Below are 26,146 nucleotides of genomic sequence, written 5' to 3' on the forward strand. Positions count from 1 at the left end.
TATTTGTATTTATTTAAAAACAATTTTCTTTTAGCTTTGTTTTTTCTTGAAACACACAAAAAAACCTCTAAGTTTTTGAAGCAAAGCTTCTAACCTAGAGGAAATAAATTATTATATATATTCTATTCTTTTAGGGCAAGTGAGTCTCTAAATGCATAAAAGCCTCCATTAGTCGGTCAAAATAGCGGTCAGGATTAATTTTCATCACTACTTGCGCATTAGCCACCTGGTCAAAGCGGCCTTCCAAGTCTGCTACACAGAGCCCCTGGGCCAAGTTGCTATCGGTCACAATGGTCATAGCGGTTAAGGGAGCTGCTTCAACAAAGTCAGGGTCATAATAGACCATAAAGGCCATAACATCATGGATAATACAGCCCGGTAAGCTCTCCCGCTCTTGGTAGGTTTTGATTTGCCCATCAAATAAGGCATGGAATAGCTCAGAAAGCTTTGAAAAATGATCTTCTATAGCTTGAACAATCTCAGGCGTATAAACAGCCTGGTAAGTAGCATCCAAACCACACATAGTGATCGGTGTTTGAGTCCCAATTTGCTGGTAAACGCTCTGGGCAGCCTGGGCATCATAGCCATAGTTAAATTCCGTCACCGGCGTCAGCTTACCTTTATGGATACCACCGCCCATGGAATAAACCTGACCTAGGTCATTAACTAAGTCGGGCTCTTTTTCCAAACAACGAGCTAAATTAGTCAGTGGGCCCAATGTTAGAATATTCACCTTTTTAGGATTAGTCTTAACCGCTCGGATAATAAAGTCAACCGCGCTCTCTTCAGCCAAAAGCTCTTCTCGAGGAGGAAGCTCTAAACTCCCCATTCCCCTACCTCCGTGATAGGCTTGGCGCTGACTCGCTTTTATGACCGGATTCCGACTCCTATAGTCTGAACCGGGGTACACCGGAGTGGTTAACCCCAGATAGTTGACCAAGCTAGTGGCATTGGCATTAATCTGATCTAAAGGCTGGTTTCCCTGAACCGTTGTGAGACCAAGTACTTCGATATCAGGCTGGCTGAGGGCCAGTAAGATAGCCAGGCTATCATCAGTACCGGGATCAGTATCAATAATCACTTGACGCATGGTTTCCTCCTGAGTAAGTATCAGTATTGAATAAAGGGTGAAAGGCTAGCATATCTTCATAGAAGGCCAGGTCTGGCTGGGGGAGGAGAAAAGGTTCTAGCTTTAAGCATTCTCCTTCTAGTTGCTGGCAGATGTCAGCGATAGCCGAACTCTCTTCTCCCAAAAGATAGGACAAGCTCATATGAAACTGATAATCCTCTTCCAAGGGCAGTTGGAAGGCGTCCGCCAGTTGCCGACGGTAATTGCCTAAGCGGTGGTAGCTATCTACATCACTAGGCTCTAGGAGAATAGCTTGAGGAATCAATCCCGCTACCTGCATTTTTATATTTTGCGGTTTAGCGACTTGATTAAAACGCTGCAAGAGAGCCTGTTTGATCTTTTGCCGAGAATAGGTTTTGGGTAAGAAAGCTGGCCATTTGTCTGTCCCCTGGTCACGCTCCTTGAAAAGACCTAGGATAGTGATATGAAAACTTGATTTCGGTAAGAGGGCCAGTTTGTCTTGGTCTCTCTGTGGTAAAGTAGAAAAAGTTGCTTGTACCTGCTTTCCATAAGCGACGAGGTCGTCCATCGCCTCATTAGCAAAGGAAATCACCGTATAGCCCGGATTAGAGACGACTTGGCCAGTCTTGGTAAATTTATCTTGCGGGTTGTTAATTTCCATAAGTATTTCCTTCCTAAGTCACAATGAATTCGACATAACACCGGTCATCAAAACTATTATCGCGGGGATTGAGCCCCTTAGTAGAGAGAAAGTCTCGAGACAATTGTGGATCTTTAGTCAATATCGCTTCTAGGTAGGACTCAGTTGCAGTAAAATCTTCCTTTATCTCTGGATAACCATCACTCGTTAGGGTGACCTGGTCCCCCGCTTGAACGGGAATGACCTGAATTAAAGAAGCAGGGATGGATTCCCCATTGATCACTGCGTAGCCATATGGCGTGTCATCCTGGTTAGCAAAGCATGTAGCTTGGATAATCCAAGGCAATATTACTTCCCGGCCCGGATCCTGAGCTTGATCTCCTCCCTGGTCTGCTTCAATGGCTAGTACCAATGAGCGCATCTGGCTTAAGACCTCATCGGATAGTTTGGGCTGGTAATAATTCTTACCATTAACCCGAGCTTGGCAGTCCCCCACCAGAAAAATTTTACCCAAATAATGGCTGTATAGGGCCATAACCGCCTGGAGACCATATTCTCCCCGGTCTAAATCGAAAGTGACGTCTTGGTAGAAATTGTTAATGGCGGCATTGATAGTAGCTAAAATCTCTTCCAAGAGGGCTTCTTTTGACAATTGGCCAAGCGCCTCTTTAATGATTTGGCTGGCTAGTTGACCTGTGGTTTTTCCATGGTAGTGAAAGTTCGATTTCGAACTGACCCCATCGATCACAGCCACATAGTCTTCGCTGATAAAATAAGTGTCTTCACAAAGTGCTTGGTCAGGGTGCTTGCCCTGAATAAATTCCTTAATGACCTTAACCATATTATTCCCCCCCTTTCTTAATTCGCGAAAAAAGCTGGAGCATCCACTTACCCCAGCTTTCTCTTAATCAGACTAGTTTAATAATTCATTAATTTCATCTTCTGCTTTAGGCAGTTCTTCAGAAGCAGACACGCCAGTAAAGATCCGGTCACGGGCATCTCTGAATTTCTCAGAAGCTTGTAAGCCATTGGTCCCTGGGAAGGATGAGAACGGTACTAAGTCTTCCATTTGACCATATGAGGTTTGATACATTTGATCTTCTTCAATCAATTTCTTCAAGGTTTCATTTTCAGTCGCATCGGTCGTTGGTGGGAGGTACCCAGTCCCTTCGTCCCAAATAGCGATATTGTCTGGTTCAAAGAGGAATTTAATAAATTTCCAGGAAGCTTCTTGTTCGGCTTCGTCTTGAGCAGTTACCGCTAAGAAGGAACCCCCAGCAGGAATGGCGCGTTCCTTGTCCCCAAAGCTTGGTAGTGGGATAGCTTTAGCATTAAAGCTGGCATTACGGGTAATGTTACCACGTTGGGCAATGGTGGAGTTAGTCATAGCCACGTCACCAGTAATGAATGATTGTTGGCCGTCAGCAGTTTGTCCATTAAAGACATAACCTTCTTCAATACCTTCTGCCCATAGCCCCATAGCTTCAACAGCTTCATCAGAACCGATGGCTGTCTTACCGTCATCAGTAACCACTTTACCCCCGTTGGATTCAATTAATTGTTGGGAAGTCCAGTTGTCGTTGGATTGGTCGATGTTTAAACCATATTTCCCGGTTTTATCTTTAACGGTTTTAGCCGCTTCAAATAAGTCTTCATAGGTCTTGATTTCATCTGGGTTGACGCCAGCTTCTGCAAGGAGGTCTTCATTGACGAAGATAACCGCAGTAGAAGCGGAGTAAGGGAATCCGAGAACTTCCCCTTCTAAGTTCTTAGCGAGGTTAGTGAACTCATCATGGAACTTGGTGTCCATATAGTCTTTATCTTCTTCAGCTGCATAGTTATCAATTAACTCAGCAGGCTTCATGGATTCAAAGTTCTCATCGAAGTATTCCCGGTAAGCCCAACCAATTTGAACCACAGCAGGGTATTTCTTGGCTGCTGCTTGGGTTTGGAGGTTCTTCATCAAACCAACGTATAAACCTTCATTATACACAGGGGTCACGTGAACTTCATCTTGGGATTCATTGAATTTATCCACGAGTTCTTTGACCTGTTGGCCCCCTTGGGTATCAGCATTACCATGCCAATATTCAATTTCAATCGGGCCGTCGCCCCCACCATTGTTACTTGCGGATTCTGAACCCCCATTGCCACAGGCTGCAAGGGAGAGTCCAGCCAAGAGTGCCATGGCTCCCTTGAAGATTCTATTTTTTAATGACATCCTTCTTTAACCCTCTTTCTATATTATATTATTATTTTTTATTAGCTGTTGGGACTTTGTGATCTTCTGCTCCGATTGGTAGTGGTTTTTGACCAGCAGATAAGCGCTTGGCATTAAGAATATTTTCTGGGTAGCCAATGGAATTCGTGGTATCGACATCAAAGAAATGTAAGTCATATTTTTCAAATTCCATATAAATCGGGTCCCCTGGATCAGCCAGGCGGATTTGGGTTAAGACCACCATGGGTTCGCCAGCGATATCCACATAGTTAGCGTAGTTAGCCCCTTGGTTCTCAACATGGCTGACTACCCCAGTGAAGGTGGTCTCGGTAGGATTCACAGTCACCTTGATCGCTTCTGGACGAATCCCCACTTTGAGGTTGCGGTAGTTACCTGCTTCAATATATTCTACCCATTCAGGGGCTAGTGGTGCCGATTGCTCATGGATAAAGAGTCGGCCATCCTTATAGGAACTGTTATCAAAGATATTCATCGGTGGGTTCCCAATAAAGCGGGCGGTAAAGATATTAGCCGGGGTATGGTAAATATTTTCCGGTGAATCGATTTGCTGTAATTCCCCAAAGTTCAGTAAGGCAATCCGGTCAGCAAAGGTCATGGCCTCGATTTGGTCGTGAGTTACGTAAATCATGGTTTGTTGATAACGTCTATGGATATCCACCAAGGATTCACGGGCAGAGACCCGTAACTTAGCATCCAAGTTAGATAGGGGTTCGTCTAAAAGAAAGACATCACTATCTTTAACTGTGGCGCGGGCTAGGGCTACCCGTTGCCGTTGCCCACCAGATAATTCGGCGGGTTTACGTTGTAAGTATTTTTCTAAGTCTAAGGCATCCACTACTTCATTAACCCGGTTATCGATTCGGTCTTTGGGGACCTTGTTAACCTTAAGGCCATAAGTGATGTTGTCGTAAACATTCATATGGGGATAAAGGGCATAGTTTTGGAAAACCATGGCTACATTACGGTCTCCAGGAGCCACTTCATTCACTTTTTGTTCGTCAAACATCAAATTACCATCCGTAATTTCTTCAAAGCCGGCAATCATCCGTAAGATGGTGGACTTCCCACAACCAGATGGGCCGAGTAGAACTAAACGTTCACCCTCTTCAACTGAGAAGCTCATGTCTTCCATGATGACGGTATCGCCATAAGCTTTTTTGATGTTATCTAATAAGATTCTAGTCATTACTTGTTTACACTCCTTACTTTGTCGCTAATCTATTTAATACCGGCTGAGGTGAAGGTACCGATAATGTATTTTTGGAATACCAGATAGAGTAATAGCGGGATACTCATGGTAATCACTGATATTGCCATGGCAACGGTAAAGTCAGTACCACCTTCTGCCGACATAAAGAGTTGTAAGGCCAGTGGTAGGGTAAAGTTTTCTTCGGTTTTTAAGAAGAGGGATGGCCATACAAATTCATTCCAGGAATTGATAAAGAACCAAATCCCCGTCGAGGTCAATTGCGGACGAATCAAGGGTAAGATGATATCCTTCATAATCCGCCAGTCAGAGATATTATCTAACTTGGCCACTTCAATCAGTGAATACGGGATATTCCGCATGGCTTGGTTCATCAATAAGATCCCGGTCGCATCAGCAACTAAGGGGAAGACTACCCCAAAAATATTGTCTCCCAGTCCCATCCGGTTAATCATGAGGTAGTTAGGAATCATGGTTACCGTAAAGGGAATAAAGATGGAAGAAATAAAGAGAAAATAGGATGATTTCTTCGCTCTAAAGTCAAAGTAGACAAAGGCATAGGCAGCTAAGAAGGAAATCACTAACTTAGCCACCGTTACAGTCGTGGCGATGGTAAAGGTATTCATCACGATCCTAAGTAGTGGTAAGCGGTCCATCAACTTGATGTAGTTATCAAAGACCGGTTGCAAAGGGATAAAGGCTAGGACATTGTCATAAACATCCGGGAGTCGTCTCAGTGAGGTTCCCAATGCAAATAAGATTGGCATTAACCAAATGATCACGATCAGGATGAAGATAATGGTCCAAATGACATTACTTGCGCTCCATTTGCCCCTAGTTTGCATAGTAGACACCCCTTTCGCTGAACTTGAAGTTCAAGAACAGTAAGATAGAAAAGAGTAGCAAGGTCACTATGGACATGGCTGCCGAATAGCCGGTTTGGAAAAGAACAAAGGCATTCTTATAGGACTCATAAATCAAGTTGGATGAGGCGTTGTCCGGTCCTCCGGAAGTAATCACTGAGATTGGGGTATAGACGTATTGGAGACCGGTAACAATGGTCATAATGAATACGTATAAACCGGTTGAGGAGGACATGGGGACAACAATGTCCTTGAAGACGCGCCAGGAAGGAATTTTATCCAAACGCGCGCTTTCAATGACTTCATTATCAATCCCTGAAATCGCCGCATAGAGAGTAATAAAGTTATAACCAAAAACCTTCCAAGCGGTAATATAACAAATGACCACAATCACCAGGCTTTGGGAGGTTGACCAATTAGGGAGGTTAATCCCAACAAAGCCTAATAATTTAGCCACTGGTCCTGAGGTTGGATTCAGGATCCAGTTGTAAACGATTGATCCAACCACCATTGAAATAAATGAAGGTAGGAAAAATGCGGATTTAAAGAAGTCTTTGAATTTTGGAATTAAGAAATGGAGTACAAAGGCAATCACATAAGGAACAGCAAAGTTAACAACCAACAAGATAAGAATATAGACCACGGTATTCCATAGGATCTTATAAGTTAGAGGGTCAGTAAACAAAGTGATGTAATTGTCAAAGCCGACAAAGGTCTTCTTAGGACTGACCATATTCCATTCAAAGAAACTCAAATATAAAGTATAGAGTGTAGGCCAAGCTACAAATATACCAAATATGAGAATGGCTGGTAGTAGATACCATAGCGGTTTATAACGCTCTTTCATATTTCCTCACCTTCTAAATATCAAGCATTGTTATTTAATCAATTGGTTAATTTCATCCTGGGTCTTTTGTACTTCAGTATCCACGTCAGCCCCACCTAAGACACGGTCTTTGAGGTCAATGAGCATTTGTTCTGCTTGCATACCGGAGTTACCAGGGAATGGTGCCCATGGAACCAGATTTTCTAAGTTAGCATAAGCTGCTGGGAAGATTTTATCGTCTTTAATTAAAGTTTGTAATTCTTCGTTATCAGAAGCATCTTTCGTTGGTGGCACATAGCCAGTTCCCTTAGTCCAGGCAGCAATGTTGTCTGGTTCATATAAGAACTTCATAAATTTCCAAGCAGCTAATTGTTGGTCATCATCTTGGGCAGTCACCACAAGCATAGAACCCCCAGCTGGTTTGTTAATTTCTTCGCCTTCAAAGGCTGGTGAAGGAATGGCTACTGCTTCAAAGTTGGCATTATTCATGACATTGGTCCGTTGGGCGATGGTTTGGTGCCACATGCCAATGTTTCCTGAGATGAAGGCTTGTTGACCATCTTCTCCTGAAGCGTGAATAGCACTGCCTTCTTCAACCATGTCTTGATAGAATTGGTAGGTTTCTTTTCCTTTATCGTCAGCAAATGCGGCTTTGCCGTCTTTTAGCATTTGAGAGCCGTTAGATTCCACCATGGATTGGATATTCCAGTTATCTTCCGCTTCTTGGATATACAGGCCGGTGTGGTCAGTCTTTTCACTGATGGTTTGAGCCGCTTCTCGGATGTCTTCCCAGGTCTTGAGGTCATCTTTATTGACCCCAGCTTCATTTAAGATATCCATATTCAAGTAAATTACCGGTACCGATAAGGAATAAGGTAAACCAACTTGGGAATCGTCATTGGCTGTCGCTAGGCTATAGATATTTTCTTCGAACTTATCGGTGATAAAACTACTGTCTTCAGTGGATAAGTTGTCAATAATTTCTTGGGGTTGGCTATATTCAAAGTTATTGGCAAAGTATTCGCGGTAGGACCAGCCAATTTGTACTAAGGCCGGTACTTGACCAGCTGCAGCATTGGTTTGGAGGTTTTGCATTAGACCTTGGTACATCCCCGATTGGAAAACACCGGTCACATGGACTTCATCTTGGGACTCGTTAAACTCATTAATCAGTTCAGTAACCGTTTGTCCCCCTTGGGTGTCGGCGTTAGGGTACCAATATTCAATTTCTACGGGGCCGTCAGAAGCATCACTATCGCCCTCTCCTGAGCTATTACCACATGCGGCGAGTGATAAACCTGTTAATAAGGTTAAACCACTTAATAACCATTTTCTAAGCTTCATTTCTCTACTCCTTTTCTTAAATTAAACTGAGAATCTTAAATGAATTGACATACTTAACTTCCAAATATCAAGCATTTTTATTTAATCAATTGGTTAATTTCATCCTGGGTCTTAGTGACTTCAGTCTCTACGTCAGCGCCACTTAAGATACGGTCTTTGAGGTCAATAAGCATTTTTTCTGCTTGCATCCCGGAGTCTCCAGGGAATGGGGCCCAGGGGACCATGTTTTCTAAGTTCGCATAAGCAGCTGGGAAGATTTTATCGTCCTTAATTAAGGCTTGTAAATCTTCATTTTCAGAGGCATCTTTCGTTGGTGGCACATAACCTGTTCCAGCAGTCCATGCAGCAATGTTATCGGGTTCATATAAGAACTTCATATATTTCCAAGCAGCTAATTGTTGTTCTTCATCTTGGCCAGTAACTACTAGCATGGATCCGCCGGCTGGTTTGTTATTCTCTTCACCTTCAAAGGCAGGCGAAGGAATCGCTACCGCTTCAAAATTAGCATTCTTCATGACATTGGTCCGGTGAGCAACTGATTGGTGCCACATACCGATGTTTCCTGAGATAAAGGCTTGTTGCCCCTCCTCACCAGTAGCATGGAGGGCGCTCCCTTCTTCAACCATATCTTGGTAAAACTGGTAAGTTTCCTTACCCTTGTCATCAGCAAAAGCAGCTTTGCCATCTTTTAGCACCTGTGATCCATTCGACTCTACCATAGCCTGAATATTCCAATTATCTTGAGCTTCTTGGATATAGAGACCAATATGATCAGTATTTTCACTAATAGTTTGGGCTGCTTGGCGGATATCTTCCCATGTCTTCAGGTCGTCTTTATTAACCCCGGCTTCGTTCAAGATATCCATATTTAAATAAATAACAGCTACCGATAAGGAATAAGGTAGGCCGACTTGGGAACCATCATTAGCAGTAGCTAAGTTATAGATGTTTTCTTCAAACTTATCAGAGATAAAGCTACTATCCTCTTTTGATAAGTTGTCAATAATGTCTTGAGGTTGACTATATTCAAAGTTATTAGCAAAGTATTCACGGTAAGACCAACCGACTTGAACCAGAGCTGGCGTCTTTCCCGCTGCAGCATTGGTTTGTAGGTTTTGCATCAAGCCTTGGAAGGTCCCTGATTGAAAGACACCCGTCACATGGACTTCGTCTTGAGACTCGTTAAACTCATTAATTAATTCAGTGACGGTTGGGCCTCCTTTGGTATCACCATTAGGATGCCAATATTCAATTTCAATTGGCTCGTCTGAAGCAGCACTTTCATTGCCACCTGAGCTATTGCTGCAAGCGGCCAGCGATAAACCTGTAAGTAAGGTTAAACCACCCAACAACCATTTCTTTAGTTTCATTTGCCTACTCCTTTAAGCGATAACTAGCGACCAATAACTTATAATCTTTGTTGCTTGTAGCGTTCCGTTATGGGATTGGTTGTCTTAGTAAAGACATCAATCGTCTCATCATTCACTTCAACCACGGAATAACCCAATTGATCAGTAAAGAAAGCCACATCTCCAACTTGTTCTAAACCAAAAGCCAATGAAGCCGCCGTGTGTTGCGGGATATTTCTAACCATGGCATGGCGATTTTCATGAAGATGTCCGGTAAAAATTCCCCGTACATCGGACTCTTCTAATAGGTCCAGATAGCTGTCACTAATCTCCGTTTCGATCACTCCTGGTTCCCAACCGATGAGAAGAGGATGGTGGTGGAAAAGTAAGGTTCCCTTTTCACTAGGCTTGGCTAATTGATCAGCTAACCAAGCTTCTAATTCTTTTGAAATGATACCGTGGTGACGACTTTGTTCGGCAGTATCTAAGATAATTAAGCGATAGCCTTGAAAATCAACCACATAGTTCAATCCTTCATCAGCTTCCTTGCCGTACAAGGCTTGGTAAAAAGCTGCCTTATTGTCGTGGTTGCCCAATACATAATAAAGTGGCATATCTTTAGGCATGTAAGACCGCAATATCCGGTCAAGAGCCTGGTAATCTTCTACGCCACCATCATGAATCAAATCCCCTGTATTCACCACAAAATCCACACTATTAAAATCGAAAGTCTCTAAAGCGTGAAAAAGTTTTTCATGGGGTTCATAGTCGATCCCAAACACTTCAAACTCGCCTTGGTAATTATCCAAGTAATGGGTATCCGAAAGATGCAAAAACTTCATGTGATTTCTCCTTTCCATTAAAGTACATTGTCCATTTTAGCCAAGCAATGTAAATTCTAGGGCCGCTTTTGAGTAAAGTTTGTAAATAATAGGTATTTTTTCGGTAAATAAAAATAGGCCTTTTTACAAATGTTAACTAATGAGTAAATTTATAAGGAATGATTAAGAAATCTCTAGGAAATGTTAATTAAATGTAAAAAGACCCGGAATTCGCTTTACATTAAATTTACAATACGCTAGAATAGTTTACGTAAAATTTACATAAGGCCAATAATTGGCCATGCTAAAAGGTAAAAATCAAAAACGAGAAAGGATGAAAACCATTATGTTAAGATTTTTTGAACAACGCCGTCCTTACAAGAGCTTAGAACAAGTGCAACGTGAAGAAAGCAAACGTCAAGCTAAAGAAAAAGCCCAAGTATTAGCTCACGCTAAATAAGCTATATAATGTAAGAAAAGAGGTTAGGACCATTCACCTAACCTCTTTTCTTTACCAATTTTATTTAATGAACTTTTGCTATTCCGTCCTGTATTCACTTAGCGACTTGAAACCAATTTACCTGTTCTTGCCTTTACTTATCTTTACAAGTCAATCCAATGATATAAATGCAAGCAATAACCAATATACTTATACAACTCTTGCAAGGCCATGTTTTGGGTATAGGGGTGATTTGGATAGCTTTCCCCTTGAAAATAGGCGCTCACAAAATTGAGTTGGAAGCCGTAGTCGCGGTTAGCTCGCTCAAAAGCCAGCCGTGTCCGCCTCATGTGATAGTCACTAGTCACGACAATGGCAGAATGATAACCCAGATCATCCATAAGAGCTAGTGAAGTTGTCGCGTTGGTCCAGGTGGAAGTGGCCTGTTTTTCTTCGATTAAGTTCTCCCGCTCGGCCCCCAATTGCTGGTAACCAGCAAATAAATCTTCGCCCACATCAGTATAGCGGGGAGAAACAATCATTTTATCAGCCCGACTATAGCCTGCCTGCAGTAAGTGAACCGCCTTTTCAGCCCGTTCGACTGCCGGCCCCTCGGCCACGATAATTAAGTCACTGATTTGCGGTGCCTGGCCTTGGTCCAAGTGCTTGTAGAGGGATCTCAATCCTAGGCCAAGAAGCGCTCCTAGTGTGAGAGCAGGTAGCCATCTTCTTTTCATTATTTGACTTCCTTTCACGAGTAAGCTTTGCTCTTTAAAGCTATTATTCTTGCAAATGACTTACCTTATTATAGCAATTTCCCCAACCATTTAATGGTTTTATCCCTATAATAAATAAATCTTTTATGATAAAATGTACCTTCATGTTTAAAATTTGCATTTAAAGGGGAGTTTTATCATTAAATATCTTATTATACTGGCCTTGTGCTTATTAGCTGGCTGTCAGCTGCCTAATCACACAAGCCAATCCCTCAGTGATTATAAGGAAATCTACCAACCGGTAAGTGACAAGGTTGAGTCAGGAGACAATCTTCTAAGCTTGAGTGACCAAGTCCAAAATCTCGACCTTTCCTATTATGATGAAGAGGTCCAAGCAAGTATCTCTGACCAGATCAGGAGTCTACAAAACCAACGTAAGTCCTATGATGATGGTCTCTTTATCATGAACCCATTTGGGACCTTCACTCAATCCATCTATACTTATCTGCCTGATCCTGACCAAGACATTGGCAAGGTGACCTATACCATCGAGTCTGAATCCAGCCATGCCCTCACTTTCCAACCAGTCAATTACAGTCAGGATTCAAAGGCTTATGAATTTACTATGATCGGTCTGGTGCCTAATGAAGCTAACCAGCTAACGGTTAATCTCTACGATGCTGATGATAACAAGTTAACCGACTATCAATTTCAGATTAGTGCCCCCGATATCCAGGCCACTGACTACGAGACCAAAATGGAAGTCCTCTACGACTCTGGCAGGGAAGAACTGACAGAGGGGTTCTATGCCAGCATGGGGAGCGACCAGGATAATGCGAAGTTTTCCTATTTATATGATAATAATGGGCTCATTCGTTCTGAATTAGTCTCTGACGGCGGCCGTTTAGAAAACTACCAGTTTCTGGATAAACACCACCTCTTGATTAAAGCAAGCAATGGTAAACTAGCTGTTCTCAATGGCTTAGGTCAACCCGTTCGTATCTATGAACTGCCTAATCATTCTGTCCACCATGACTTTATCGTCAATGAGAAAAAAGATGCGGCCTTCCTACTAACCACTAACGATCAGACGAACACCATTGAAGACACCATCACCTATCTCGATTTACGGACTGGTGAAAGTCAGGAACTGATCGACTTAAAGGCGATTTTTCCTAATTATTTCCAACCTGTGATGGCCACCCACCAAAACCGGGCTCAAAATGAGATCGCTAATTATTTAGCTGAAAATCCTGACCGAGACTATTCGGACATTGATTACACTGATGATGGCTTTAACGTCCTGGACGAAGAAGGTAATTTAACCAATTTAGATTGGATTCATATCAATGCCATCGATGTGATCAATGGTGACGAGTTAATTCTTTCTTCTCGGGAAACCTCGTCCCTGATCAAATTATCCAATGTCTTTGACCAAGTGACAGTCGACTATATTATTGGGCCTGAAGCAGTTTGGGCAGGGACAGGTTATGAATATTACCTGCTCACCCCTGACAGCGACTTTAAGCCCACTGGCGGCCAACATAGTGTTCGTTTCCAATCCAATGCGATTAATGATGGCTTTTACAATTTGACCCTCTTCGATAATAACTACTGGCGTCTGGACACTCGAGATGACCTAGTTATCGACCTGCCTCAGGAAATGAGCGAAGAATTTGATCCAGAAGTGCTTGACACTTACTCTTACTTTTATAATTTACAGGTGGATGAAGCGAGCGGGACATATGACCTGGTGCAAGCCTTTCCAGTGCCCTATTCCTCCATCGTTTCCTCAGCCCAAGTCTATAAAGGCAACTATATTACTACCAGTGGGATGACGAATATTCTCGGAGAATATAATCCCCAAGGTGAACTCATCCGACAATTTCAATTCTATGTCCCCCGCTGGACCTACCGTTTGGTGAAGTTGGACCTGCAAGACTTCTTTTATGAAAATATCCTTTAAACAAAAGACCTCAAGCTTAGGCAAATGCTAGCCTGGCTTGAGGTTTTTTAGTGAATTATTTTAAATTGGTCACTCTTTAATGAGGCGCGGTTGGCCCAGAAACGCTATCCCGCCCTCTTTCAATCTCTTCTTTAGGCATTGGATTAGGCATCTTATGCTCATGTTGTGAGGCACCTGACACCGCATCCTTACTTTCATTTTCTTCTTTATCCTTAGCTTTTGAAGTTGCCTTGGATACCGTATCTGGTCTTGGGCCACCCTCGCTAGCTTCAATATAAGGTTTCTCAATGGCATGTTGGAGGTCATCATCAAGACCCGCTTCGTAGCGTTCTTGATACCATTGGTTAACGTCTTCAGCGGTTTCGCCCAAGAATGGGTTTGGTACATGTGGATCATGCAAGGTCCGGTCCCAAGAGGATTCCGCCGTATCAATAAAGGGTTTCCCATTTTGAACGGTTTCTAAGACCCCGAGATAGCGGCCTTTTTGGTCATAGATCGGACGATAGTGTAAGTAGACCTTATTCCCATTGCCCTTGGTGTACCACATGCTCTCACTGCGACGACGACCATGATGGAGGTCTTCCATAATCCCTTCCACCTTGGTACGGATTTGTGGTGGGTGGCAGTCAGAAACATTGCCCCCTAAAGTCACTGGAGAACGTGGCGTCCCCGCATCTTCTTGGTGGCGGCGTTTATTATAGTAGAGGAAGCGGTTTTGCTTATCGACAAAAGAAATTTCCACTTCTAAGTTGTCAAGGATGGCTTGGACTTCATCCAAGGTTAACCAACCTGTTCCAAAATCTACCCGAGTATCGGTTTGGAAGGAGTAAGGTTCAGCGTCAGGATCTTCATCCCCTCTAGCATAGGCTAAGGCGCGGTCTAGGGCGTATTGCATCCCCATCGTGGTATAGGTTGCCCCAGAGACCACATCAAATTCACGCTTGCTGCCATCCTCTTTGATTTGTTGAATTAATTTTTCTGAGGCTTGGCCACCAAGTTCTGGGGTTTCAATCCCCCGATATTTGATATCGGTAATTTCATTCTCATCAACAGTCACTGCTAAGGTCACTTTCCCCTTGTAACCGTCCCCTTCACCATAATAGGTTCCTGGAGTGAATTCATTAGGTTCAGGTTCACCGGCCGCGATTCTTAAGGCTTCTTTGACCGCCTGAATGAGCCCTTCAGAGGAATGCGTGGCCCCTGATAGAACATCCACATCAGCACTTTGTTGGTCTAAGATTTGATTCACCAAGTGCTTGATGGCTAGGCTACCAACGTTTTCTGAATCCGCTTCAGAAACTTGAATATCTTCAATCTTATCTTCACTTACTTTAACATCAACTTCTACCATATTCAGAAAGCCCTGAGCGGCTTCATGGTAGGTGCCTGGTTTAAATTTTGCCATTTTATCCCAGCCTTTCTAAATCTTTATTGTATATATACCATTGTATAATAATCGATAGCTAAAAACCAATGATATCTAGAACCCTTTGCTTATTTCTTTGCTTAATCAACCATATAAAAGTAAACTAGAGATAACTATTAAAGAAGGAGTCTGTTTAATGTACGAAAAAATGCTTAAAGACTCAAAAAGTAAGCGCCAGATGCTGGTCAAACTCTTTTGGTCGACTTTCTACCTCTCTGCCTTTACCTTTGGTGGGGGCTACGTCATCATTACCCTCATGAAAAAGACCTTTGTCGATGACTTCGGCTGGATTGAAGAAGATGAAATGCTAGACCTGGTGGCGATTGCTCAATCTTCTCCCGGAGCAATCGCAGTGAATGGCGCCATCGTTATCGGTTATAAATTAGCTGGCTTTATCGGTATCTTAGTTTCTGTTTTAGGGACTATCTTACCACCCATGCTGATTATTTCAGTGATTGCCCTCTTTTACCAACAGTTTATCCAAAATTTCTGGGTTAAGACTCTCTTGGAAGGCATGCAGGCTGGCGTGGCAGCTGTTATCGCCGGCGTTGTCTTAGATATGGTCGCTGATGTCTGGCGGCGCAAGCAACCCATCTTGGTCATTATTATGCTAGCTGCCTTTATTGCCAATTACTTCTTTACCGTTAATATCATCTATATTATTTTAAGCTGCATTGGACTAGGAGTAATATACAGCTGGTTACAAAGTAGGAAAGGACGCTAATCATGATTTATTTACAATTACTCATCTCCTTTTTAAAAGTCGGAGCCTTTAGCTTCGGCGGTGGTTATGCTGCCCTCCCACTCATCCAAGAAGAAATCGTTGAAAATCATGCTTGGCTATCCATGCAGGAATTTACCGACCTGATCACTATTTCGCAAATGACCCCTGGTCCGATCGCTATCAATTCCGCAACCTTTGTAGGAACTAAGCTAGCTGGACCCCTGGGCGCTATGGTTGCCACTCTGGGTTCGATCTTACCTTCCATTATTATCGTAAGTATCATCGCGCGTCTCTACTTCAAATACCGTAACCTTAGTCTCTTACAAAACGTTCTAGTCGCCCTACGTCCTGCGGTGGTAGCTATGATTGCTGCAGCCGGCTTATTAATACTAATCGCTGCCTTTTGGGGAGAAGCTCCCATTGCCTTAACCAATATCAACTGGACCGCCGTAGTCATCTTTGGCCTCGCCTTAGCCATTCTCATCCGCTACAAAGTCAACCCAATTGTAGTGATCGTCATGGCAGGAGTCGTTAATGTTATATACCAAGCGGTTTTGATGGTGGTATAAAGGAAATTATTAGCCAATATACAGTAAAAAGACACTATTGAACGAGCTGGAAAACTGATTACAATAGTGTCTACTATAGACGAACTTAATTCATTTTTTCTAATTTGCACTAAAAGATTAACTTAAATAAACCATAGGCTAATAAACCAAACACCAATACTGATGGTATAATTCCAAAATTAAATTCGCCTTCTATTTGTCGACTGTCTCCTCGTTCTTCGTCAACAAATGACCATGACCCTATCCATTTTTCTTTATTCATTATTTTCACTTTCTTTCCATCTTGAAAAGCGTAATCTGAAATGGTAAACTTTTATTACTAATCTTCCACTTAGGAGGACCACTTCCTAAACGATTAGTGACTAAATTTTATTTCAAATTCTATTGTGAATAGTAGTAGCATGAATTTGAACTTTAAGAAGAAGTCTTCTAATGACCTCTTCTTTTTTTATTCACTTCCCTTTTAAATCTAAGTATATTACAACTTAAGGGTGATGAATACTTTTTAAGAAAGCAAAAGTTTTAAGAAATTTCTAAATCATTGCCTCTATCAAGATAATGAAGCTTATGTTAGGAAGGATTGTTGGAAAAGAGTAACTAAGACTAGCGACACTTAAATCTAAATATGTGATATAGCCTTTAAAGATTTTATTGAAGCTAATTTAGTTAGTAGCGAGATAATATAAAAAAGCGCCCCTTTGCAGGGCACTTCAATAAGAACTAATATATTATAACATATAAATAACTTGGTTAAAGGAGGTAATCTATGATTACTACTCAAGATGCAACATACCTCGCTGGCTTATTCTTTTTAACGGCTATTGGATTTATTGTCAAAGCAATTTATGACAAATCTAAAGAGAAATCCGTTAAAAAATTTATGCTTGCTACATTAGTATCATTTTCATTTTCTTTATTGTTCGGTAGCAATTTCCTAAGGCTACATATTGATCCAAAAGATCCTAAAGAAACCCAAAATAGAATTGCTGAACTTGTGCACATCAATCCTAAAGAAGTTCAAGTGACTGATGAGGAGATTGGCGAAAACAAGTATAAAAAATATAACTTTGAATATAAAGCTAAAATGCTCACAAGGGATGAAAATACAAAAGTAAAAAGCATTGATTTTGATAATGTTGACAAACAATTTATTTATAATTTGTTTAAAGAACTAAATTACCCTAAATTGAAGCAATTAGACGACTTAATACAAAATGACAGAGGCCTTTGTTTCGATTATATAGATAATTTAGGGATTATGTTATCCTCAAATAAAGATCAAAACACTTTTAATGTATATATAACGTTTAATGAAGATAATGACTGGCTTTGGAGTACTAGAAAAGCAATTGAATCTACTTACAACAATAAGAAATCTTCATCTTCTAAACACTCATTATTAGACGAACTAAAATAAAATAGTCCTACTTCCTCTTCTTCTATACGACAGATATTAAAAAATGCCATACCATTTCTGATATGACATTAATTATAAAAATTCCCATCAACGTTATTTGACAAAGAACCATTTAAAACTCATCGGAACACCTTTCGTTACACTTTTTGCCAAGACAAAAAAACGTTGTTATATCAAGCTTTTTAACAAAGTGATATAACAACGTTTTTTTAGTGCCGGCGGTGGGGGTCGAACCCACACGTCCGTGAAGACACGGGATTTTGAGTCCCGCGCGTCTGCCAATTCCGCCACGCCGGCTTATATATAAAAGGCGGTAGCCGGATTTGAACCGGCGATAAAGGTTTTGCAGACCCGTGCCTTACCCCTTGGCTATACCGCCATATTTAATTAAAAACTAACCTCTTCTTTTAAGAAGAGGTCTAAACAATTACCACTAGCATGATAATCATCAAACTGGGGTAGCTGGATTCGAACCAACGCATGACAGAGTCAAAGTCTGTTGCCTTACCGCTTGGCGATACCCCAATGTAAGGGCGAACGAGGGGAATCGAACCCCCGAGTGTCGGAGCCACAATCCGATGCGTTAACCACTTCGCCACGTTCGCCATATATATGATATATAACAGGTTTAACAGGGACACTAGGAATCGAACCCAGATCGACGGTTTTGGAGACCGTAGTTTTACCGTTAAACTATGTCCCTATTCTCAAATGAGAATAGTTATCATTTTATGGAGGGAAGAGGATTCGAACCTCTGAACCCGAAGGAACGGATTTACAGTCCGCTGCGTTTGGCCGCTTCGCTATCCCTCCTAATGGATGGTCCGAGACAGAATCGAACTGCCGACACCTTGAGCTTCAATCAAGTGCTCTACCAACTGAGCTATCGGACCCCATTATAAGAACGGTCCGGACGGGATTTGAACCCGCGATCTCCTCCGTGACAGGGAGGCATGTTAACCCCTACACCACCGGACCAATATATGAATAATGGAGAATGAGGGGCTCGAACCCCCGACATTCTGCTTGTAAGGCAGACGCTCTCCCAGCTGAGCTAATTCTCCTGGTTACTCTTAAAGAAGTAATGACCCGTACGGGAATCGAACCCGTGTTACCGCCGTGAAAGGGCGGTGTCTTAACCGCTTGACCAACGGGCCAACAAAATAAATATAAAACGGAGAGTAAGGGATTCGAACCCTTGAAACGGTCTCCCGTTTACACGATTTCCAATCGTGCTCCTTCGGCCTCTCGGACAACTCTCCAATAGCTTAAAGCCTGAGGACTCACTCGCCATAACTCCGCAAGTAGGACTCGAACCTACGACATCTTGATTAACAGTCAAGCGCTACTACCAACTGAGCTATTGCGGAATAAAATAAGATTGCACGGCAACGTCCTAGTCTCACAGGGGGCAACCCCCAACTACATTCGGCGCTAAGAAGCTTAACTGCTGTGTTCGGGATGGATACAGGTGGGTCCTTCTTGCCATCGTCACCGTACAATTTATTTTTTTGAGCTTGTTCGCTCAAAACTGAATCTATCATGCCTTCCTTAAACCTCATACAACCTTATCCTTTGGATAAGTCCTCGACCGATTAGTATTTGTCCGCTCCACTTATTGCTAAGCTTCCACTCCAAACCTATCAACCTGATCGTCTTTCAGGGGTCTTACTACTTTCAAAGTATGGGAAATCTCATCTTGAGGGGGGCTTCACGCTTAGATGCTTTCAGCGCTTATCCCGTCCACACATAGCTACCCAGCCATGCTCCTGGTGGAACAACTGGTACACCAGCGGTGTGTCCATCCCGGTCCTCTCGTACTAAGGACAGCTCCTCTCAAATTTCCAACGCCCGCGACGGATAGGGACCGAACTGTCTCACGACGTTCTGAACCCAGCTCGCGTACCGCTTTAATGGGCGAACAGCCCAACCCTTGGGACCGACTTCAGCCCCAGGATGCGATGAGCCGACATCGAGGTGCCAAACCTCCCCGTCGATGTGAACTCTTGGGGGAGATAAGCCTGTTATCCCCAGGGTAGCTTTTATCCGTTGAGCGATGGCCCTTCCATGCGGAACCACCGGATCACTAAGCCCGACTTTCGTCCCTGCTCGACTTGTAGGTCTCGCAGTCAAGCTCCCTTCTGCCTTTACACTCTGCGAATGATTTCCAACCATTCTGAGGGAACCTTTGGGCGCCTCCGTTACACTTTAGGAGGCGACCGCCCCAGTCAAACTGCCTGACTGACACTGTCTCCCGACCAGCTAATGGTCGCGGGTTAGAATGGTCATCCCACAAGGGTAGTATCCCACCAGTGCCTCCATCGAGACTAGCGTCCCGACTTCGATGGCTCCTACCTATCCTGTACATGTGGCACAAACATTCAATATCAACCTACAGTAAAGCTCCATGGGGTCTTTCCGTCCTGTCGCGGGTAACCAGCATCTTCACTGGTACTACAATTTCACCGAGCCTCTCGTTGAGACAGTGCCCAAATCGTTACGCCTTTCGTGCGGGTCAGAACTTACCTGACAAGGAATTTCGCTACCTTAGGACCGTTATAGTTACGGCCGCCGTTTACTGGGGCTTCAATTCAGAGCTTCGCTTACGCTAACCCTTCCTCTTAACCTTCCAGCACCGGGCAGGCGTCAGCCTCTATACATCATCTTTCGATTTGGCAGAGACCTATGTTTTTGATAAACAGTCGCTTGGGCCTATTCACTGCGGCTGACCTTGCGGTCAGCACCCCTTCTCCCGAAGTTACGGGGTCATTTTGCCGAGTTCCTTAACGAGAGTTCGCTCGCTCACCTTAGTGTTCTCCACTCGACTACCTGTGTCGGTTTGCGGTACGGGTTGTTTGATTCTCACTAGAAACTTTTCTTGACAGCGTGACGTCGGCGGCTTCGGTACTAAACTTCCCTCCCCGTCACAACTCATGAAGTCTGAGGCAAGCCTTTCACTCACCTTCTCACTCATTGCTTGGACGCGTTTTTCCATCTCCGCGCTCCGCTTAGCCTTCTGTGTCCTTCCATCGCTCAAACAAATCAAACAAGTACAGGAATCTCAACCTGTTGTCCATCGCCTATCCCTTTCGGTCTCGGCTTAGGTCCCGACTAACCCTGGGAGGACGAGCCTTCCCCAGGAAACCTTAGTCATTCGGTGGACGGGATTCTCACCCGTCTTTCGCTACTCATACCGGCATTCTCACTTCTATACGCTCCACATGTCCTCACGATCATGCTTCTCTGCCTATAGAACGCTCTCCTACCATCCTACGGATCCACAGCTTCGGTGTTCAGTTTAGCCCCGGTACATTTTCGGCGCAGGGTCACTCGACTAGTGAGCTATTACGCACTCTTTCAATGATGGCTGCTTCTAAGCCAACATCCTAGTTGTCTAAGCAACCCCACATCCTTTTCCACTTAACTGAAACTTTGGGACCTTAGCTGGTGGTCTGGGCTCTTTCCCTTTCGACTACGGATCTTATCACTCGCAGTCTGACTCCCGGACTAAACTATTTGGCATTCGGAGTTTATCAGATGTCGGTAATCCAGGATGGACCCCTCGATCAAACAGTGCTCTACCTCCAATAGTCATCATCCGAGGCTAGCCCTAAAGCTATTTCGGAGAGAACCAGCTATCTCCAAGTTCGATTGGAATTTCACCGCTACCCACACCTCATCCCCGCCTTTTTCAACAGACGTGGGTTCGGCCCTCCAGTGTGTTTTACCACACCTTCAGCCTGGACATGAGTAGATCACTTGGTTTCGGGTCGACGACAACAAACTCAACGCCCTCTTCAGACTCGCTTTCGCTGTGGCTCCGCTTCTTCAGCTTAACCTTGCTTGCTATCGTCACTCGCCGGTCCGTTCTACAAAAAGTACGCCATCACCCCTTAACGGGCTCTGACTGCTTGTAGGCATACGGTTTCAGGTACTCTTTCACTCCCCTTCCGGGGTGCTTTTCACCTTTCCCTCACGGTACTGGTTCACTATCGGTCACTAGGGAGTATTTAGGCTTGCCAGATGGTCCTGGCGGATTCCGACGGAATTTCACGTGTACCGCCGTACTCAGGATACTGAATGAGGTGGCTGAGCTTTCGCCTACGGGATTGTCACCCTCTCTGATCGCCCTTTCCATGGCGTTCGACTAGCTCATTCACTCCCGTCCATCAGTCCTACAACCCCAGCATGCAAGCACGCTGGTTTGGCCTCTTTCCGTTTCGCTCGCCGCTACTCGGGAAATCGATTTTTCTTTCTCTTCCTGTGGCTACTGAGATGTTTCAGTTCACCACGTCTACCTTCCACTCAGCTATGTGTTCACTGAGTGGACCATTGTCGATGAAAACAATGAGGTTCCCCCATTCGGAAATCTCCGGATCAAAGCTTACTTACAGCTCCCCGAAGCATATCGGTGTTCGTCCCGTCCTTCATCGGCTCCTAGTGCCAAGGCATTCACCGTACGCCCTTATTCACTTAACCACCGGTTAAGTTGTATGATGCGAAAAGTTTTAAAACTCTTTCTTTTTCGGTTTTTACGCTTGGTAAAATTGGTTTATTGACATTTCTATCTCGCAAAAAATAGAAATGCGGAATGTTATGATAGTATTCAGTTTTCAAAGAACAATAGAGAGTTAGACCTCTCAAAACTAAACAAAGAAGACTCAAATATGTATTCCGAATATATCCTTAGAAAGGAGGTGATCCAGCCGCAGGTTCACCTACGGCTACCTTGTTACGACTTCACCCCAATCATCTGTCCCACCTTCGGCGGCTGGCTCCAAAGGTTACCTCACCGACTTCAGGTGTTACAAACTCTCGTGGTGTGACGGGCGGTGTGTACAAGACCCGGGAACGTATTCACCGCGGCGTGCTGATCCGCGATTACTAGCGATTCCGGCTTCATGTAGTCGAGTTGCAGACTACAATCCGAACTGAGAATGGCTTTAAGAGATTCGCTTGCTTTCACAAGGTCGCTGCTCGTTGTACCATCCATTGTAGCACGTGTGTAGCCCAAGTCATAAGGGGCATGATGATTTGACGTCATCCCCGCCTTCCTCCGGTTTGTCACCGGCAGTCTCGCTAGAGTGCCCAACTGAATGCTGGCAACTAACAATAAGGGTTGCGCTCGTTGCGGGACTTAACCCAACATCTCACGACACGAGCTGACGACAACCATGCACCACCTGTCACTTTGTCCCCGAAGGGAAAGCTCTATCTCTAGAGTGGTCAAAGGATGTCAAGACTTGGTAAGGTTCTTCGCGTTGCTTCGAATTAAACCACATGCTCCACCGCTTGTGCGGGTCCCCGTCAATTCCTTTGAGTTTCAGCCTTGCGGCCGTACTCCCCAGGCGGAGTGCTTAATGCGTTAACTCCGGCACTGAAGGGTGTAAACCCTCCAACACCTAGCACTCATCGTTTACGGCGTGGACTACCAGGGTATCTAATCCTGTTTGCTACCCACGCTTTCGGGCCTCAGCGTCAGTGACAGACCAGAAAGTCGCCTTCGCCACTGGTGTTCTTCCATATATCTACGCATTCCACCGCTACACATGGAGTTCCACTTTCCTCTTCTGTACTCAAGTTTCCCAGTTTCCAATGCACTTCCACGGTTAAGCCGTGGGCTTTCACATCAGACTTAAGAAACCGCCTGCGCCCCCTTTACGCCCAATAAATCCGGACAACGCTTGCCACCTACGTATTACCGCGGCTGCTGGCACGTAGTTAGCCGTGGCTTTCTGGTAAGATACCGTCAAGACTGGAGCAGTTACTCTCCAATTTGTTCTTCTCTTACAACAGAGCTTTACGATCCGAAAACCTTCTTCACTCACGCGGCGTTGCTCCGTCAGGCTTGCGCCCATTGCGGAAGATTCCCTACTGCTGCCTCCCGTAGGAGTTTGGGCCGTGTCTCAGTCCCAATGTGGCCGATTACCCTCTCAGGTCGGCTATGCATCATTGCCTTGGTAGGCCGTTACCCCACCAACGAGCTAATGCACCGCAAGGCCATCGATAAGTGACAGCAAAGCCGTCTTTCCAAACACCACCATGAGGTGGTATTTCCTATGCGGTATTAGCACCCGTTTCCGGATGTTGTCCCCCGCTTATCGGTAGGTTCCTTACGTGTTACTCACCCGTCCGCCGCTAACGTCAGAAGTGCAAGCACTTCGTCGGTTCGCTCGACTTGCATGTATTAGGCACGCCGCCAGCGTTCGTCCTGAGCCAGGATCAAACTCTCATGAAAGAATCATGAGCGTTGATAGCTCATTTGTTTGCTGACTAGTTATAGTCTGGTCTAGACTTATTGTTTGAATTGTTGGTTCATCAACAAAATGTTGATGCCCTACACATTTGGTTCGTCTTCTTTGTTCAGTTTTCAAAGGTCTAAATCTTGCCATCTTCTGTGACAGCGACTTAATTAGTATACCATAGCTTTCGGACGCTTGTCAACAACTTTTTAAAAGTTTTTTTGAAGCAGTTGAACTTGGTTAATCAATTAAGTTTTACCAATCAGCTTTATCTGATCAGCAAGAATTATTATAGCTCATCGCTAAGTTGTTTGTCAACATTTTTTTGATTTATTTTCTTAAGTGTTTTAAGGAACAAATCATTTCTTGTGAGAAACAACTTTTATAGAATACCAAGTCCCCCATTGATTGTCAATAACTTTCTCCAACTTTTTTCATAATTAATTGCTCTTAGCTGTGCATATCCTACATAATCACTAGTCCTATCCCTATTTAGGCAAGTTCTTTTCCTTAAAACCGGTAAAATGATAAGCCATAATGAGTTGTCCGATACTTAATAGGATCACTAGAAATGCCATTAGACGATTATTTAAGTGAAAGTAGCCCCATAAGCTTGCCAGGAGGCTAGGTAGAATTAATGAAAGTAAACTGGCGCCGTAGCACTCCTTCAGATTATAAAAATCCAAGCGCTGAGCTAGCCGCAAGCGGTTGAGGGCCACAGCAGCTAATAGGCTATATAAGATAAGAAACAGTAAAAAGAGAATGTGACGCATGCCGACGAATAAGTATTTCTGGTTTTTACGATAATTTTTCTGATAGTTTTGATAGAACTGTTCCAGTAATTCCTGACTACTTAGCTTAGTCTGTGTTTTTCGATCATAAGGTGCGGAAAAGTCATCGCCTTCTCGAGGTTGATAGACCATCATATCTTCTAGAAAGATTAAGGCCGAGGGATTATTCAGGAAAAGAGTGTCTAATTCTTCCAGTTCAGGTAAAACCCCGATACTTATTGCTGGCGCATCTATTTTTTCCTTTTTCTCCTTAGCCCCATCTCGGGGAACTAATTGCCCTTCTTGGAGTTCATAGTCTTTTAGCTTCTGGTCAACACGTTGACTGGGGAAGTCAGCTAGTAATTCTTGGTAACTTTGGTCAAAGATTTCATTATTTACCCCCTCAAAGCGCCAAGCAAAGGGTAAGGTTAAAACTAAGCTTAGGGTAAGAATGACTATGACCATTCCAAAAGTGTTGAGTGAGCGCCTTTGTCGATAGACATAGGCAGAAGTAAAAATATTTTTTAAAGAAGAGCGCATGAAGGGTTCCTTTCTGCTATGATATTTTCAGAAAATACTTGTAAGTGATAGGAGTGCGTATCTATGAAAACCATTGCCGTTATTGGAGCTGGGAATATGGGCCAAGCCCTCATTGCCGGCTTACAATCCAGTGACCACCAAGCTCAGATAGAAATTAAGGCCGCTACTGCTAGCCAAGCGAGCGCAGATAAAGTTGCAAAGCATTTTGACATTGCCTGCTCAACTGATAACCAGACCTGTGCCCAGGATGCTGACCTCGTCATTGTGGCAGTGAAACCTTATCTAATGGACCAGGTGTTGGACGAAATCAAGAACAGTCTCAAAGCGGATGCCATTATCGTCACCGTGGCAGCTGGTTATAGTCTAAAACAAGCAGGGACAATTCTTGGCGACCAAGCTGCCATTGTCCGCATTATGCCAAACACTGCCGTAAAAATCGGCCAAGGGGTGATTGCGATGACTGCTAATGACCAGGTCTCCGCTAAGGACTACCAAGCAGTTAAAGACTTATTCCAAGGACTAGGTTTAGTTGCCGAAGTCAGTGAAGACCAATTTGCCACCATCACGGGACTGTCTGGCTCTAGCCCTACCATTGTCTACATGCTGATCGAGGCCATGTCAGACGCCGGATGTCAACAAGGTCTCCCCCGGTCTCAAGCCCAAAGTTTAGCAGCCCAAACCGTTATGGGAGCAGCAGCCATGGTCGTAGAAACTGGCCAACACCCCGGTCAACTGAAGGATGCCGTCTGCTCCCCTGCTGGCACCTCCATTGAATGCGTTCGTAAGGCAGAGGAAAAAGGCTTACGAACCGCTGCCATGGAAGCTGTCATCGCTGCTTGCCAAAAAGCCAAGGACAAGTAAGCCAGCTAGCCGCACACATAGAACTCAATTTACAACAAGAAATTAGCTACTTGAAGCAAGAAGGGCTATCCCAGGATAGCCTTTTTTTATTTTT

Annotated in this window: 19 protein-coding genes, 12 tRNA genes and 3 rRNA genes; 5 read left to right on the forward strand and 29 right to left on the reverse strand. The window is 43.9% G+C overall.

Annotation, left to right across the window (positions count from 1 at the left end):
- Positions 1-130 precede the first annotated feature (130 nt).
- The 11 genes from DBT50_RS06945 to DBT50_RS06995 all read right to left on the reverse strand — a co-directional run bounded on the left by DBT50_RS06945 (position 131) and on the right by DBT50_RS06995 (position 11,558).
- Positions 131-1,090, reverse strand: a complete 960-nt coding sequence (locus DBT50_RS06945) for a nucleoside hydrolase (protein WP_111852777.1) — start codon at positions 1,088-1,090, stop codon at positions 131-133.
- Positions 1,071-1,751: a DUF1868 domain-containing protein gene (locus DBT50_RS06950; RefSeq protein WP_111852776.1), complete on the reverse strand. Its 681-nt coding sequence runs from the start codon at positions 1,749-1,751 to the stop codon at positions 1,071-1,073. The genes DBT50_RS06945 and DBT50_RS06950 overlap by 20 nt, the downstream gene beginning before the upstream one ends.
- A 13-nt stretch (positions 1,752-1,764) precedes the next feature.
- Complete coding sequence (locus DBT50_RS06955; RefSeq protein WP_111852775.1) at positions 1,765-2,571, reverse strand: hypothetical protein; 807 nt, start codon at positions 2,569-2,571, stop codon at positions 1,765-1,767.
- Between the two features lie 72 nt (positions 2,572-2,643).
- Entirely contained in the window at positions 2,644-3,951 is a 1,308-nt protein-coding gene (locus DBT50_RS06960) for an ABC transporter substrate-binding protein (RefSeq protein WP_111852774.1), read from the reverse strand.
- Between the two features lie 31 nt (positions 3,952-3,982).
- Complete coding sequence (locus DBT50_RS06965; protein ID WP_111852773.1) at positions 3,983-5,158, reverse strand: ABC transporter ATP-binding protein; 1,176 nt, start codon at positions 5,156-5,158, stop codon at positions 3,983-3,985.
- 32 nt (positions 5,159-5,190) lie between these two features.
- On the reverse strand, positions 5,191-6,024 hold the full coding sequence (locus tag DBT50_RS06970) for a carbohydrate ABC transporter permease (protein ID WP_111822004.1): 834 nt from the start codon (positions 6,022-6,024) through the stop codon (positions 5,191-5,193).
- Positions 6,014-6,889: a carbohydrate ABC transporter permease gene (locus DBT50_RS06975; RefSeq protein ID WP_064292961.1), complete on the reverse strand. Its 876-nt coding sequence runs from the start codon at positions 6,887-6,889 to the stop codon at positions 6,014-6,016. The genes DBT50_RS06970 and DBT50_RS06975 overlap by 11 nt, the downstream gene beginning before the upstream one ends.
- A gap of 30 nt (positions 6,890-6,919) precedes the next feature.
- On the reverse strand, positions 6,920-8,212 hold the full coding sequence (locus DBT50_RS06980) for an ABC transporter substrate-binding protein (RefSeq protein ID WP_111853448.1): 1,293 nt from the start codon (positions 8,210-8,212) through the stop codon (positions 6,920-6,922).
- A 77-nt stretch (positions 8,213-8,289) separates the two neighbouring features.
- Positions 8,290-9,582, reverse strand: a complete 1,293-nt coding sequence (locus DBT50_RS06985) for an ABC transporter substrate-binding protein (RefSeq protein ID WP_111853449.1) — start codon at positions 9,580-9,582, stop codon at positions 8,290-8,292.
- Positions 9,583-9,620: 38 nt separating this feature from the next.
- Positions 9,621-10,403: a metallophosphoesterase family protein gene (locus DBT50_RS06990; protein WP_181566125.1), complete on the reverse strand. Its 783-nt coding sequence runs from the start codon at positions 10,401-10,403 to the stop codon at positions 9,621-9,623.
- Positions 10,404-10,985: 582 nt separating this feature from the next.
- Positions 10,986-11,558: a YdcF family protein gene (locus tag DBT50_RS06995; RefSeq protein ID WP_111852769.1), complete on the reverse strand. Its 573-nt coding sequence runs from the start codon at positions 11,556-11,558 to the stop codon at positions 10,986-10,988.
- 319 nt (positions 11,559-11,877) lie between these two features.
- Between DBT50_RS06995 and DBT50_RS07000 the strand changes: the two genes are divergently transcribed.
- Positions 11,878-13,503, forward strand: coding sequence for an aryl-sulfate sulfotransferase (locus DBT50_RS07000; RefSeq protein WP_146744101.1), 1,626 nt, complete (start codon positions 11,878-11,880; stop codon positions 13,501-13,503).
- Positions 13,504-13,579: 76 nt separating this feature from the next.
- Here DBT50_RS07000 and DBT50_RS07005 read toward each other — a convergent pair whose 3' ends face one another.
- Complete coding sequence (locus tag DBT50_RS07005) at positions 13,580-14,908, reverse strand: FMN-binding protein (RefSeq protein ID WP_111852767.1); 1,329 nt, start codon at positions 14,906-14,908, stop codon at positions 13,580-13,582.
- A 157-nt stretch (positions 14,909-15,065) separates the two neighbouring features.
- On the opposite strand from DBT50_RS07005, the gene DBT50_RS07010 reads away from it, so the two are divergent.
- Positions 15,066-15,653 carry a chromate transporter gene (locus DBT50_RS07010; protein ID WP_111852766.1) on the forward strand — a complete coding sequence of 196 codons (588 nt, stop codon included), beginning with the start codon at positions 15,066-15,068 and terminating at the stop codon, positions 15,651-15,653.
- Positions 15,654-15,655: 2 nt separating this feature from the next.
- Positions 15,656-16,222: a chromate transporter gene (locus tag DBT50_RS07015; protein WP_111852765.1), complete on the forward strand. Its 567-nt coding sequence runs from the start codon at positions 15,656-15,658 to the stop codon at positions 16,220-16,222.
- 109 nt (positions 16,223-16,331) lie between these two features.
- On the opposite strand, the gene DBT50_RS07020 is transcribed toward DBT50_RS07015, so the two are convergent.
- Positions 16,332-16,484, reverse strand: a complete 153-nt coding sequence (locus tag DBT50_RS07020; protein WP_181566126.1) for a hypothetical protein — start codon at positions 16,482-16,484, stop codon at positions 16,332-16,334.
- A gap of 504 nt (positions 16,485-16,988) precedes the next feature.
- On the opposite strand from DBT50_RS07020, the gene DBT50_RS07025 reads away from it, so the two are divergent.
- Positions 16,989-17,639 carry a hypothetical protein gene (locus tag DBT50_RS07025; RefSeq protein WP_111852764.1) on the forward strand — a complete coding sequence of 217 codons (651 nt, stop codon included), beginning with the start codon at positions 16,989-16,991 and terminating at the stop codon, positions 17,637-17,639.
- A gap of 213 nt (positions 17,640-17,852) precedes the next feature.
- Here the strand turns inward: DBT50_RS07025 and DBT50_RS07030 are convergent.
- From DBT50_RS07030 to DBT50_RS07105, 16 genes are all read right to left on the reverse strand, one after another.
- Positions 17,853-17,936, reverse strand: a tRNA-Leu gene (locus DBT50_RS07030).
- A gap of 11 nt (positions 17,937-17,947) precedes the next feature.
- Positions 17,948-18,018, reverse strand: a tRNA-Cys gene (locus tag DBT50_RS07035).
- Positions 18,019-18,092: 74 nt separating this feature from the next.
- A tRNA-Gln gene (locus tag DBT50_RS07040) sits at positions 18,093-18,164 on the reverse strand.
- A gap of 7 nt (positions 18,165-18,171) precedes the next feature.
- Positions 18,172-18,244 (reverse strand) — tRNA-His (locus DBT50_RS07045).
- A gap of 27 nt (positions 18,245-18,271) precedes the next feature.
- Positions 18,272-18,342, reverse strand: a tRNA-Trp gene (locus tag DBT50_RS07050).
- Positions 18,343-18,371: 29 nt separating this feature from the next.
- A tRNA-Tyr gene (locus DBT50_RS07055) sits at positions 18,372-18,452 on the reverse strand.
- Between the two features lie 7 nt (positions 18,453-18,459).
- Positions 18,460-18,532: transfer RNA gene (locus DBT50_RS07060), tRNA-Phe, on the reverse strand.
- Between the two features lie 12 nt (positions 18,533-18,544).
- Positions 18,545-18,617: transfer RNA gene (locus tag DBT50_RS07065), tRNA-Asp, on the reverse strand.
- Between the two features lie 13 nt (positions 18,618-18,630).
- Positions 18,631-18,703: transfer RNA gene (locus DBT50_RS07070), tRNA-Val, on the reverse strand.
- Between the two features lie 21 nt (positions 18,704-18,724).
- Positions 18,725-18,796: transfer RNA gene (locus DBT50_RS07075), tRNA-Glu, on the reverse strand.
- 18 nt (positions 18,797-18,814) lie between these two features.
- Positions 18,815-18,901, reverse strand: a tRNA-Ser gene (locus DBT50_RS07080).
- 34 nt (positions 18,902-18,935) lie between these two features.
- Positions 18,936-19,009: transfer RNA gene (locus tag DBT50_RS07085), tRNA-Asn, on the reverse strand.
- A gap of 13 nt (positions 19,010-19,022) precedes the next feature.
- A 5S ribosomal RNA gene (rrf, locus tag DBT50_RS07090) occupies positions 19,023-19,138 on the reverse strand.
- 76 nt (positions 19,139-19,214) lie between these two features.
- A 23S ribosomal RNA gene (locus DBT50_RS07095) occupies positions 19,215-22,118 on the reverse strand.
- A 211-nt stretch (positions 22,119-22,329) separates the two neighbouring features.
- A 16S ribosomal RNA gene (locus DBT50_RS07100) occupies positions 22,330-23,877 on the reverse strand.
- Together the 16S, 23S and 5S rRNA genes with 12 tRNA genes alongside form the textbook arrangement of a ribosomal RNA operon.
- Positions 23,878-24,369: 492 nt before the next feature.
- On the reverse strand, positions 24,370-25,191 hold the full coding sequence (locus DBT50_RS07105; RefSeq protein ID WP_111852795.1) for a hypothetical protein: 822 nt from the start codon (positions 25,189-25,191) through the stop codon (positions 24,370-24,372).
- Positions 25,192-25,254: 63 nt separating this feature from the next.
- On the opposite strand from DBT50_RS07105, the gene proC reads away from it, so the two are divergent.
- Complete coding sequence (gene proC, locus DBT50_RS07110) at positions 25,255-26,052, forward strand: pyrroline-5-carboxylate reductase (protein ID WP_111852796.1); 798 nt, start codon at positions 25,255-25,257, stop codon at positions 26,050-26,052.
- Positions 26,053-26,146: the final 94 nt, after the last annotated feature.

The sequence above is a fragment of the Aerococcus tenax genome (assembly GCF_003286645.3).
Classification (GTDB): domain Bacteria; phylum Bacillota; class Bacilli; order Lactobacillales; family Aerococcaceae; genus Aerococcus; species Aerococcus tenax.